This window comes from Flavobacterium sp. B114r (assembly GCF_056824125.1).
This window is the reverse complement of sequence record NZ_CP124858.1, coordinates 3,617,396-3,629,961: the sequence shown is the minus strand read 5'-3', so window position 1 is coordinate 3,629,961 and position 12,566 is coordinate 3,617,396. Positions and strand designations below refer to the sequence as shown.

The window sequence follows — 12,566 nt, the reverse complement described above, 5'->3', positions numbered from 1 at the left end:
TGCTCTTTTTATAGTTTGATTGGATCTCCTTTAAAGAAATCGTATATTTTTAAACTCACGATCGCATTGTATTTCGATTGTATAAAATTTTGAAATGCCTGAATGTACAGATTCTTTTCCAGCAGATAATCTACAGTACTGATTCCGCCTAACCTTAATTGTTCGTTTGCGATTCGGTAATTTTCTGTGTTCGCATCGAGTTGCTCTTCAGCAGCCGTAAACTGAGATTGCGCATTCAATACATTTATATACGCTTGCTCTACTTTTTGAGAAAGTATGGTTTGTGTATTGGTAAGATCGAGTTTGGACTGATCAATTGCGATCTTCGATTTTTCGACACCGGTTTTGGCTATTCGGTTATTAAATACCGGAATGGTCAGTGAAAGCCCCAAACGCTGGTAAAAATTATTGTCGATCTGTGTAGGATATGGCGTGTTCTGATTATCCGAATATCCTGATGCCAGAGTTCCGCTTGCTGCAAGTGTAGGTAAAAAACCTGCTTTTGCTTTTCGTAATTCCAGATCAGCAGCTTCTTTTTCTAATTGACTGCTTTTTATTTCCGGTCTTTGTTCTAAAGCTATTTTTTGAGCATCTTCTAAATTTACAACCGGTAAAGTAGTTTCTAAAGTTCCCGGTTTCTGAATATTCAAATTATATCCTGACGGCAGCTGTAGTAACTGTTTTAAGGTCAAAATATTCTGGCGCTCGGTGTTCTGAGAAGCAATCAGATTATAATTGTCTGTTGCGACTTGTGCTTTTAATAAAACAAAATCTTTTTTGGCAATACTTCCGGCGTTGTATTTTAATTCTCCTAATTTGAGCTGTGCTTTAGAAGTTTCTAAAATCTCACTCAAATAAACACTGTTTTCTTTGGCTAAAAGAATGGTTAAGTACGATTGTGTGATCAACACCGTAACATCATTCTCAGCAGCTTCGGCATTAAATTGTGCTGATTTAATAAAAAGTTCTTTCTGTTTTATGTCATTATTCAGATACCCTCCGTTGTATAAAACCATCGAGGAATTTAAAGCATAATTACCTGCAAAACTTGCTTGTGTCTGAAAACCACCCACAACTACATCTGCATTTTTGGCATTAGTAAATGTTTGCGACGCACTCCCAAGAAGATTAGGGAATTTAGCGGCTTTTGATAACAATAAATCCTGTTCTGTAGATTTTGTTGTTAAACGCAATGTGTTAATTTGAATGTTTTGCTCTTTTGAATAGGCAATACATTGTTCAAGACTCCATACTGTTGGCAGCTTATTTTGTTCAATCGTTTGTGCAGAAACATAAACTGAATGAACAATAAAAACCACCATTAAAGTATTTATCATAAATGATCTCATACCTGAATTTAATTTAAATTAAAAAAATAAATTGTAACGTGAGTATTAGACAACAAAAAATGCTTTATGCGTATTGTGGATTTGTATAAAGGGGATTTGATACGTTATTCATAGTAATGGTAGCTAAAACGAATAAGTATATCAAATATAACGATTATTTTAACGCTTTTACCGAAGCAAACCTTATTTTAATCATAAATAAAAGATAAATTATTTCATAAAACCCGGTGATCCTAACAGGTTTCCAAAACCTGTCAGGTATTGAATCGATTTTTAAAATACTAAGAAAATTGGCCCTTATTAATTACTTAATATCAGTTAAACGTTGAGACTGCGATATACGAATACCTAACAGGTTTTGGAAACCTGTTGGGATAATCTAATGTAATAAAATTTGGTTAATTTGATATGGGATACCTAACAGGTTTTGGAAACCTGTCAGGACACAAAAATCTTTATCGATGTTTTCGATGTTTTTTCATCATTACTTTATAGAACTTATGCTTTACAAGCTCGGCAGATACGATATAGGTTGCTATTAATAAGAACATCCACACATAAAGCATAAAGGGTAATTTTACAAAATCAAACCATCCTGCAAATGGTGTAAAAGGCAATGCCAGAACAAACAATACAATTATTGCTGTTGCGATTGACAAATATTTACCGGGCAAGCTCTTAAAAAATGGTAATCTGGTTCTAACAACAAGTACGATTAAGGTTGCTGAAATTACTGATTCTATAAACCATGCGGTCTGAAATTCTTTTTCTTTGGCATGAAAAATAAACAATAAAACACCAAACATCAGAAAATCAAATACAGAACTTAATAATCCAAAAACAACCATAAATTTTCTGATAAAAGAAATATCCCAACGTTGCGGTTCTTGTATATTAAGATCATCGACACGATCTGTTGCGATTGCCATTTCAGGAAAATCAGTCAACAAATTTGTCAATAGAATTTGTTTGGGTAATAATGGTAAAAAAGGAAGAAATAACGAAGCTCCTGCCATACTGAACATATTTCCGAAATTGGCGCTTGTTGCCATAAAAATATATTTCATGGTGTTGGTAAACGTTTTTCGGCCTTCGACGATACCATTTGTCAAAACATCAAGATCCTGGCTTAGCAATACAATATCTGCGGCTTCTTTGGCCACATCTACTGCTGTATCTACAGATATACCCACATCTGCGGTATGCAGCGCCGGAGCATCATTGATCCCGTCCCCCATAAAACCTACTACATTACCTCCGCTTTTCAGGATCGAAATAATACGTTCTTTTTGGTTGGGTTCTACTTCTGCAAAAATATCGGTATGAATCGCCTGATGCATTAATGCGGCTTTGGTCATTTTTTGCAATTCGGCACCAGTTACTATTTTTGGATCTTTAATCCCTACCTGCAACGCCAGGCTTTTTGCTACCAGGGCATTATCTCCTGTAATAATTTTAAGCTTTACGCCTAGTGTATTCAGTTTGTTGATTATCGCTTCGACATTTGGTTTTGGAGGATCAAATAATGTGATGAATCCTAAGAAAATCATATCTTTTTCGTCGTCGCGATTAAAATCACCTGCATCTTTAACGGGTTTGTATGCGACACCTAAAGTTCTAAAACCGGCTTCGCTTAATTTTTCATATTGCGCCTGGATTGATGCTTTAGAATCTGCAATATTGGATAATTTTCCTTCGGCCAATTCAGCCTGACTGCAAATTGATACTATAGAGTTCAAAGCGCCTTTGGTAATCGCCAGATTTTCTTTTTCTCCTTTGACTACTATGGTAAGACGTTTTCGGATAAAATCATACGGGATCTCTGATTGTACCGTAAAAGTTTTCGCTGTTTCTTTATAAGCCAAAACTATGGCCTCGTCTATAGGATTTTTAAACCCTTGCTGAAGGGAAGCATTTAGCCAGGCATATTCTAATACTTTATCATTATGGTTTCCGTTGATGTCTAATGTATCTTTTAAGTTTACTTTTCCTGCGGTAATTGTACCTGTTTTATCTGAACAAAGAATGTTCATGCTGCCAATGTTTTCTATAGAAGAAAGACGTTTTACAATAACCTGTAATTTTGCCATTCTTTTTGCTCCTGTCGAAAGATTGACACTGATGATAGCGGGAAGTAATTGTGGTGTCAAACCTACAGCAAGTGCGAGAGAAAATAAGAAGGAATCAAGAATAGGTTTATTAAGAAATACATTGACACCAAAAATAATAATGACCAGAACTAATGTTACTTCCATCAACAAATAGCCAAACTTGCGAATTCCGAGTTCAAAATCTGTTTCGGGTGCTTTTGACTGAAGTGTAGTGGATATTTTACCGAATTCTGTTTGTTTTCCGGTTGCCATTACAAGTGCTGTTGCTTTTCCGCTTATGACACTGGATCCCATAAACAAGGTATTGCTTCTTTTAGAAAGTACTGTATTTGCCGGAAGCGGATCGCCACTCTCCTTTTCTACAGGAAAGGTTTCTCCGGTAAAAGCGGCTTCATCAACAAATAATTCTTTGGAATCTAATAAAAGACAATCACCGGGAATAATATCTCCGGCTGATAAAGTAACAATGTCTCCGGGAACAACTTCTTCGACAGCAATTTCTTTTGAAGTTCCGTTTCTGATTACCCGACATTTTAAGGTAACCATTTTCAATAATTCTTTTACTGCATTGGCTGCTCCTTTTTCCTGCCAAAAACCAAGAAGACTGCTTAATATTATGATACAGAGAATAATTACTGTATCTGAAATATCTCCTAAACCTGCTGATAAAATGGCTGCAACAATAAGCAGAATGGTAATTGGACTTTTAAACTGCGAAAGAAACAGAATAAACATGGAGGTATTTGCATTATTTTTTAAGGTATTGGGACCGTATTGCTTTAATCTTCGGGCAACTTCTGTATCATCCAGTCCTTTTGAGTTTGCTGCTAACTTACGATAAGCATCATCAATACTTAAATTCCAAAAACTATTTTCGGAGTCAGAATTACTTTCCATAAAACGTTTTATTATATGTTTTATATAAAGGTAATCAATAACTTACTACTATTTAAAAATAATAAGCTCTGCTATTCGAAGGGATTTAATCTTTTAATCTTCTGTTTCTAAAATCTTTTTTAACTGAGGTGCAAATTCTAATCCCCATTTATCAATAGCGACAATCAAGGGCATAAGAGATTCTCCGGATGCTGTTAGAAAATATTCTACCCGCAAAGGAATTTCTGTATAGATTGTTTTTCCTAAAAGTCCGTGAAATTCCAGTTCTTTTAATTGATTTTGCAATACTCGTTTTGTAATTCCATTTACAGCGTTAACAAGGTCTTTGGGGCGTTTTGTCCCTTTTGAAATTTCATCCAGTAAACAAAATTTCCATTTAGAACCTACTACTTCCATAGCTACATTGAGTCCGCAATTATAATCAATTGGTATTTTTCGCTGATACATCTTTTATCTCTTTTAGAAATACAAAAGTAAAGACAAAAAAGAGTTTTCCTGTAGATTCATTATGGTGATTAATTTATCACTGTATGATTAATTCGCCCCTTATTGTTGTATTTGTTTATCAGCCCGACCTTTGCATCTCTAAATTTTAATACTTATAAAATGAAAACTCTTATCATTATAATTCATCCAAACCTTGAAAACTCATTAATAAACAAAAGATGGATCGAAGAATTGAACCAATATCCTGACCAATACACTATACATGATTTATATGCCTTATATCGGGATGAAAAGATTGATATTGAAAAGGAACAGCAATTAATAGAAAACCATGATACGATTGTATTTCAGTTTCCGTTTTACTGGTTCAATAGTCCGCCTTTACTAAAAAAATGGCTGGATGAAGTTCTAACGCATGGATGGGCTTATGGTAGTAAAAGCGGTTATAAGGTTGCTGCAAAAAAAATTGCATTGGCCATTTCTGCCGGTATTAACAAGGAAGATTATAGCGAAACCGGAAGATACAAATACACTTTAGAACAACTTACGACTCCGTTTGAAGTTACTTTTGATTATATCAAAGCGGCTTATAAACCTTTGTTTGCTTTTTATGGTGCGGAGCATGATGCTTCTCCTCAAAGAATTGAAAAAAGCACGCAAGAGTATCTTTCTTTTCTTGAATCTCTATAAAATAATTAATTCAAGTTGCTCGTTAATCATGTGTAGTCCTACAGGCAACAATATTAAGTTAAAAGATTTCTGAATACGGATTAACTATTTCTATATCAATAACTCTATCAGAATCCGCTAGATTGTCATCTCGACGAAGGAGAGGTCGCAAAAGAAACTCGACAAAGATTGGCGAATATCTGAACGGAAATACTAGTGTGATCTCCTTCGTCGAGATGATAAGATTGTGTTTAAACTTTGCAACTTTGAAGTAAAAATTATGATCAAAAAAGCTTAACTTAGTGACATTGCCTGCAGGGATTATACTTAAATATCTTTTAAAGTCAGTTCATTTGCTGAATTGTTAAATTAGCAACTTTAATTAATTATAATGATCCTTCTTTTAATATAAAGAGGTTGTCTGAAAAGACGACCTCTTTCTTTTATTATACTAGTAGATTTACAGAGTGTTTCTTGAAAAATGTAAATTTGGGCTAAAATGGTCTTCTATAAACTTTTCTAAAGCTTCTACGAGATCAAAAATGAGGTTAAAATTGCCCAAACGGATTTTAGCGATCCATTTAGAAAAGTTGTGAGCAATAGCAATCAGGCCAAATTCAGTATTTACTTTGGCTGTTTTGGTAAGTGTAAATCTTTTAAATCCTTTGTTTTGCTTGATGTTACCAAAAACCGGCTCTGGTTCAATACATCTTTTACTATAAATTTCCCTGCCCAATTCACTTTCTAAATTCTCTCTTGCCTTGAATTTCAGTCTTTGAAGATTGTGATTAATTTCTATCCGTCTGTTCCCCTTAGCTTTAAAGCATTGCCCCCGCAGAGGACATCCTGCGCAATTTAAAGCCTCATATACCGAATGATACTGTTCAAAACCAGTTGTAGTTTTTGATTTCTTAGTAAAGATACGAGGCATTTGCTGCCCCATTGGACAAACCAAAAAGTCTTGCTCATTATTATGAAACAGGTTTTGTGCGTGGAATAAATTGTTTTTATGCTTACGGGTCTCTTCGATACGGTACATGTTGTAGGGAACAAAAAAATCAATTTCTTTGTCTTCAAGGAGTTGATAATTTTCCTCACTTCCATAGCCCGCATCGGCTATAACTTTTGCAGATTGTTTGCCGTAGTTGCTTTTGAATCCTTCTAAGTGAGTCTTTAATGTGGTAAAATCAGTAGAAGTCTGGTGGGTGGAGTAATGTGTAATAATTTGATTTTCTGTAGAAATCTGAATATTATAACCCGCTTTTAATTGTCCGTTGCCCATATGATCTTCTTTCATGCGCATAAAAGTAGCATCGGTATCGGTTTTCGAATAACTGTTTCTATCCCCCAGAATTTCGAGATGTTTCTCATATTCTTTAAGTTTTACAAGCTGTTCTTTCTCGAGTTTTTGAAGTGATTTGTTCTGCTGTTTACTCAGCTTCTGCTTTTTTTCACTTTGGTTGATCTCGTGTATTTTTTCTTCTAATTTCTTACTGTCTACCTTGGTATCAGTTTGGTTATCAGTATGCATAATGTCTGACTCGATAGCCTGACCAATATCTGCCAGAACAGCATCGATTTTTCCCTGAAGCCTGTCTTTATGTTTTTCAACTGCTTTCTTCCACACAAAGCTGTATTTATGTGCGTTGGCTTCTATTTTAGTACCATCAATAAATTGTCTCTCCAGGCTAATGAGCTCTAAATCTACCATCATCAGAACGACCTGGCTGAAAAGTTTTTCGATATTCCCTTTTAATTTTTTTCCTCTAAAGTCATTGATAGTTCTAAAATCCGGCTGAAGTCCTCCCGAGAGCCACATAAAATATATATTCTCCTTCACGGCTCTAGCCAGCTTTCGGCTGGAATAGGTATTATTGAGATATCCGTAAAACAATATTTTCAATAACATCTTAGGATGGTAGCTGGATCTTCCACCGCCTTTAAACTGTGATATAATCTCGGAAATTTCCAACTGTTCAACAACACTGTCTATTAATCGGGCAGAATGATTCTCTGGGATCAGATCATTTAAATTCAATGGAAAAAGATCTTGCTGGTGAACCGAATGAGGCTTAAAAACTGGCTGCATAATCATTGATTTTAGTACTTAAATATAAGAAAAATCAATGTGTAAAACAAAAAAAAACTGCCCGAAATTACTTTTCGGACAGCCTCTTCGATTATTTAAAATATAGGTCATAAGCTCCTGAAACTTCTGTAGAAACTTCTCCTAACCATCCGGCTTCCTGATTGATTCCGGTATATACTTTTATAAAATCTATTCCAGGAAGTTTAACGTATTTTCCGTTTTTATCTACTGCCCACGAAATATCGATATTAGATGCTTCATCATTATTTGGAGCGTTATCAGCATATCCAAAATCAAAAGATTTACCTACCCAATAATTTCCTGTACCGCTCTGATCGTAAAAATTGTCTTTTATTTTTGTTCCCTTTAAACTGTACGAGGCTTCAGCAATCCATAATGGATAATAGCTTTGATCGTGAAATGCATTTTGTGTTTTATATCCTGAAGCACCCTGATTATCCTGCCATTTAATATATTCTATATTCGTCTGCCAAAACTCATCTCCTGCAACGGGTAGTTTATTGGGATCGGGTTTAAAGTATGTGATGCTGTAATTCTTTACTGTTGTATTTTTAAAATATTCACTTCCTGCAATTTCATACCATTCATCTTCATCGGGTTTTCCGTTTTTGTTTTTATCATAAGCCACCAGAATAATTCCGGGTTCACAAGATCCAAAACGCTCCTCATTTGCTTCACTTCCAAAAAACGCATTACCTAAAATCTTAAAATCCCTGCCATCCAAATTTGGGATCGTATGGTCAAAACCAAATACGACATATCCGCCAAAACCTCCTAAAGATATCATACTGCTATTTGGTCCAACGATTGCTTTTTTTGCTGCGCTGATAAGATTTGCTTCGGTATTTCCTGGTAAATATTCCGGAATTCCATTAGTAAACTGACCTATTGCAGGGCGAAAATCAAATACATTTGATATGTATTTGCTATAATTTCCCGGCTCTTTTGTTACATTTATTAAAGATGAATATGTTTTTACTGCTCCATTTGTCGTGACCTTTAATGTCAGTGGATAATTCTTTAGATAAGGAGTGATAAAATCCAACTCGGCATTTTGTGAAATTACTGAATCATTTACACTCCATGTCAATTGAGAGTTGGCAGGAACTTTCGGGACAATATTTAGTACTTTAAAACGATCAATTGTATATGATTCTTTGAGTATAACGGTGGGATCTATAATTCCCAGATCATCTTCTCTATCAGTTCCACATGCAATAAATCCCAGTAAGAGAGTTAAAGACAATGTGGCTTTTAAAATTTTAAAGTGTTTTTTTTTCATAGTATTTAAATTGGGTATTTATTACAAATGCAATTGCACGTAATAGGAAAGGATTAAAAAAATGTGGTTTTTATTGTTCTAATTTGTGGTTATAAAAGCGATATGTGCCGGAATGTTTCCTGCTGTAGTTTTCCATTTTAATTTTCCATCGGGAGTAAAACAATAGATATAACCTGTTACTACATAATTTTGTGCATCGGTAATGTATATTTCTTTTGTTTCGGGATTTACCTGAAGTCCATACGGAATCATTATTTTTTTGTCTGTACCGTCTGTGATTACTTTATCACTAATTACTTTTTTTGTTTTGGTATCTAAAATTCCGTACGTAACTTTATTACTATTGGTGAGATAACTCCAGGAAACACTATAAAAATAAAGCAGATCATCTACAAGGCACATTCCTGAAACTGGAATATCAAGCTGCATTTTTTTCTCATCTGTCTGGCTGTCTATCACAAAAAGATTAGAAGGTGTATTGTAATAATCTCCTCTTGAACTTACATAAATATCTCCTCTGCTGTCTATTTGCATACCATAGAGATTGATTCCCACATCTATTTTTTTAGTTTCGGTAAAGGTTTCCAGATCAATAACGGAAACTGTTCTGTCGTAATTAGGAACTCTGTAACCTCCTGAATTTGCTACATAAAGTTTGCCGTTACGTATTACCATTTGTTCAGGTTGATATCCAACTGTTACTTTTCGTTTTATTTCTAATGATGTTGTATCAATTTCAGCAACAAAACCTATCTCAGCATTGGGATCAATGGCTACAGGACCTGCGTAAGAACTGATATAAGCTTTGTCTTTATAAAAGGCTACATATCTACAATTGGGAATGTCTATTTTCTTGATTCGTTTTGCTGTCCATTTGTCTATAACCTCAACTTTGTTTGAGCAATTGATTACTGCATACACTTTATTGCCGTATATTTTTATATCATTACCCACATCTCCCAGTTCTTTGACAACTGTAGGATTGCGTTCTGAATAAATATCTGTGGTATAATTTCCGGTTCTGTAATTGAATACATCAATACTGGCACGATTCATTCCCATATTACCCTCGTTAAGAAGATAAAAACCTTCGACTTTACCACCGCTTCTGGGTGCAGCAACGCTTTTATCTGAGGATGGAAAAACTGTTTCTTCTTCTCTGCAGGAAACAAAAGCAACGGCTATAAATAAACTAAGGACTAATTTTGTTGTTATCTTTTTCATAGCTCAATACTGATTGTAAATTTTAATGTACGGCCCGGCATTGGATAATTATAAATTACCTCGTATTGCTGATTGAGGACATTATTAAGTTCTACTGATCCTTTCATTTTATACTGTTGAAATGCAAAAGATTTTTGTACCGCTAAATCGTGGGTGTACCAAGGCTGAACTTCATTTACTTTTATATTGTTGACATTACCATTGTATCGCTTTCCTACATATATAAAACTATAATTGAAATTCCAGGTTTTATAATCAGCGTTTAATATTCCGGATCCGCTGTGCCAGGGTGTATATGGAATCTGATCTCCATAAGATGATAATTCTAAACCTGCGAATTTTGTATAATCCCTACTTTGTGAATACGTATAAGTAAGATTTGTGGCTAGATTTACCTGACCAAAATGTATTCCCATATTCACTACAGATTCTATTCCTTGTCCTTTTACCTGCCCTATATTGGTCATCATCCATCGGAATAAGTTTCCGGTTGGGGCTGCTACTATTTTGTCTTTGGTATTGGTATAATAACCATCAACCTGAAAAGATAATTTATCGAAAAAACCTTTTTCTATTGGCAAATTATAAGTAAAACCAACATCATACTGATTCATGTATTCCGGTTTTAAAGTACTGGAACCAACCATTGTATAATACAAATCATTGAAAGTGGGCATTCTGAAAATACGTTTTGCAAATGCTCTTACAGTAAAATCATATTGCTTAAACGGTGTGTAACCTATAAATAATGCAGGCGTAAACTCTTGTTTGTCGGGAGCTTTTGCATTGTATCGCACTTCTTCCTGAACATAAGTGCCTACAACATTTCCCAAAACTTTAAATCCTCCAAATCTGTAAGAACTTGCGAGAGAAAATAACGCTGTATATCGCTGTGGAAATGAAAATTGGGTTTGTATCCCTCTTCTTGTTGCGTTTAACTTGTTGTACTGAAAATCTGTAGACAGCGAAACATCCCAGGTTGGTAATATGCTGTACATATTTACTGCTGAGAAATAATATTCCTGTTGATAATAGCTGTCGTCTGATTGTGCGCCTTCGGTAACCGTTTCACCTAATATATTGGTAGTGTCTCTGGCCACATAATGCGTGTAATCGTAAGCATATTTTGCCTTTGCCTGAAATTTATATTTATCTGTAAAATCTTTCACTAGGGTACCTTGTGCGAAAAAATTCTTATCGTACTGTCTAAAGCCGTCAGAAAACTTATTCTCGACAATCGCTCCCGGTGCTCCTCGATCTGAATCGTAATAATATACTTTAGCATCCCAGGAACCATTATTTATTTTTCCGTAAAGCCCGGATTCAAATCGTAGTGCTTCTATATCGCTGTTATGTCTGGTGGCAGTCGTATCATATGCAACAGATCCGTCTAGATTGTTTCTTTTGTACCTGTATTTGTATTCACCATTAGATTTAATGTATTCAGAGCTTACACTCATACTTACTTTGTCGCTCAATTTTTGCTCCCACCTAAATGAAGGATCAATATAATTGATAGACATTGTTTTATATCTTACTAATAAATTTGTTTTTTTTGTACCAACAAAAACAGGACGTTTTGTCCTTAAATAAATAGTAGAAGCAGCGGCAAAATCTTTGGCAGATTGGAAAATTTCACTTTTCTGTCCGTTATACATCGTCAGTGATTCCATATCATCTAAGGAGTATTTTCCCAAATCTGTTACGCCATTCTGAGCATTTCCTAATTGTATCCCATCATAAAAAACACCTACATGATGTGTTCCCATATTACGGACATCTACTGTTTTGAGTCCGCCAAGACCACCATAATCCTTAATTTGAGTTCCCGCAAAATACCGAAGAGCATCTGCAACGTTGTGACTTGCCAAATTTTCGAGCAATTTTCCTGAAAGGGACTGTACCGGAATTACTTCCTGATAAGGTTTTCCTTTTAATATTACTTCTTTTAAAACCCGCAAACTATCATTTGATACTTGTGAATGAAGCAAAAACGGAGCAAACAATATAAAAATGAAAAAGAGTATTTTTTTTGTATTATACATCACTGATTTAATTAAATAAACTCCAGAATAATAATCAAAAGCAATAAGAGAGAATCCCATTATAAATAACAGGTCAGTTCTTGTTGTTTGACTTTATTCCACGAAAGTCTTAAACTATGTGATTTGTGGCAGGTCTCCTGACTTGTTCCATCTTTAAACAACCTTCTCATCCGGCTCAGCGAACAATGGCATTAGTAACGTTTAAAGACTTGTGTAGAACTTACAGTAGCGGGTCTGTTCAGGATTTGCACCTGATTCCCTTTTAACTATTTTCTTAAAAACTAAAAAAATAGACCAAAATCTGGTGCAAAGATAGAATTATCTTTATAAAGAAGAGGTATTATCAAATGCAATTTATGTTTATCGCAATAAATGAAGAATTAAATACAATATCACATTAAAAAGTTAATTGACCAGTACTAAACTTCGGAC

8 protein-coding genes and 1 riboswitch are annotated in these 12,566 nt (G+C 34.7%); of the genes, 1 reads left to right on the top strand and 7 read right to left on the bottom strand.

Translation table 11 applies throughout. The features are described from left to right. Positions 1-8: 8 nt before the first annotated feature. The 3 genes from QLQ94_RS15470 to QLQ94_RS15460 all read right to left on the bottom strand — a co-directional run bounded on the left by QLQ94_RS15470 (position 9) and on the right by QLQ94_RS15460 (position 4,804). Positions 9-1,349, bottom strand: a complete 1,341-nt coding sequence (locus QLQ94_RS15470) for a TolC family protein (RefSeq protein WP_271336104.1) — start codon at positions 1,347-1,349, stop codon at positions 9-11. A 455-nt stretch (positions 1,350-1,804) separates the two neighbouring features. Further along, the gene (gene mgtA, locus QLQ94_RS15465) at positions 1,805-4,357 is read right to left on the bottom strand and encodes a magnesium-translocating P-type ATPase (protein WP_482497689.1); all 2,553 of its coding nucleotides are present in this window, start codon (positions 4,355-4,357) and stop codon (positions 1,805-1,807) included. 93 nt (positions 4,358-4,450) lie between these two features. After that, positions 4,451-4,804 (bottom strand): winged helix-turn-helix transcriptional regulator, encoded by a 354-nt coding sequence (locus QLQ94_RS15460; protein ID WP_271336102.1) that lies wholly within the window; start codon positions 4,802-4,804, stop codon positions 4,451-4,453. Between the two features lie 159 nt (positions 4,805-4,963). Here QLQ94_RS15460 and QLQ94_RS15455 point away from each other — a divergent pair, with 159 nt between their 5' ends. Continuing rightward, positions 4,964-5,494: an NAD(P)H-dependent oxidoreductase gene (locus QLQ94_RS15455; RefSeq protein ID WP_271336101.1), complete on the top strand. Its 531-nt coding sequence runs from the start codon at positions 4,964-4,966 to the stop codon at positions 5,492-5,494. 439 nt (positions 5,495-5,933) lie between these two features. Here QLQ94_RS15455 and QLQ94_RS15450 read toward each other — a convergent pair whose 3' ends face one another. The 4 genes from QLQ94_RS15450 to QLQ94_RS15435 form a co-directional block, all read right to left on the bottom strand. Continuing rightward, positions 5,934-7,568 (bottom strand): IS1182 family transposase, encoded by a 1,635-nt coding sequence (locus QLQ94_RS15450; protein ID WP_072959494.1) that lies wholly within the window; start codon positions 7,566-7,568, stop codon positions 5,934-5,936. Between the two features lie 85 nt (positions 7,569-7,653). Continuing rightward, entirely contained in the window at positions 7,654-8,865 is a 1,212-nt protein-coding gene (locus QLQ94_RS15445; protein ID WP_271336100.1) for a cell surface protein, read from the bottom strand. A gap of 78 nt (positions 8,866-8,943) precedes the next feature. Next, positions 8,944-10,089 carry a YncE family protein gene (locus QLQ94_RS15440; RefSeq protein WP_427402244.1) on the bottom strand — a complete coding sequence of 382 codons (1,146 nt, stop codon included), beginning with the start codon at positions 10,087-10,089 and terminating at the stop codon, positions 8,944-8,946. Continuing rightward, positions 10,086-12,134 (bottom strand): TonB-dependent receptor, encoded by a 2,049-nt coding sequence (locus tag QLQ94_RS15435; RefSeq protein ID WP_427402243.1) that lies wholly within the window; start codon positions 12,132-12,134, stop codon positions 10,086-10,088. The genes QLQ94_RS15440 and QLQ94_RS15435 overlap by 4 nt, the downstream gene beginning before the upstream one ends. 110 nt (positions 12,135-12,244) lie before the next feature. Then, positions 12,245-12,448: riboswitch (cobalamin riboswitch) on the bottom strand. Positions 12,449-12,566: the final 118 nt, after the last annotated feature.